This is a genomic window from Bremerella sp. JC817, assembly GCF_040718835.1.
GTDB lineage: Bacteria > Planctomycetota > Planctomycetia > Pirellulales > Pirellulaceae > Bremerella.
In genome coordinates, this window is sequence record NZ_JBFEFG010000188.1 from 1 (window position 1) to 472 (window position 472).

The 472-nt window shown below is 66.9% G+C and carries 1 pseudogene; it reads right to left on the reverse strand.

What is annotated here, in order from left to right:
• Positions 1-296: pseudogene (locus AB1L30_RS00900) on the reverse strand (hypothetical protein); the annotation flags it as partial.
• Positions 297-472: the final 176 nt, after the last annotated feature.

Genomic DNA, 472 nt, shown 5'->3' on the forward strand with positions numbered 1-472 from the left:
CAGATTCGCTGCGCCCGGCCGCTGCGTCGCAGCCGGTGATAGGCCTTCTGCAGGGTGCTGAACTCAGGCGTCGACCGCAGGCCGATCGCCTCACGCCAGCTCGGGCTGTCGGCCAGCTTGGCCGCGATGCCGCGGTAATCGTCGGCCTCGGCCAGCTTCAGGACGATGCAGGCGAAGAGCTGCGGCTGGGTGAACGTCTTGGGACTGTTGCGATGGCTGTAATCCGGCAGCACGCCGCGGGCGACCTCGTGAGCCGCCTTGAGAATCGCGATTGGCGACTTGCTCAGAGTGCTCATGATCCCACCTGCCTGAATCGACTCAGATGCTTGATCAGACAGAACCGCAACAACTATTCCACCGAGCTGGTTCGCTCCGTGGCGGGGCGCACCGTGGGGCGCCGGGGAGTGGGCGGAGGCTGATTGCAGGATTCGACAGCCAGGGGCCGGGGCCGGTGGGAGGGGGTGTGCGCGCC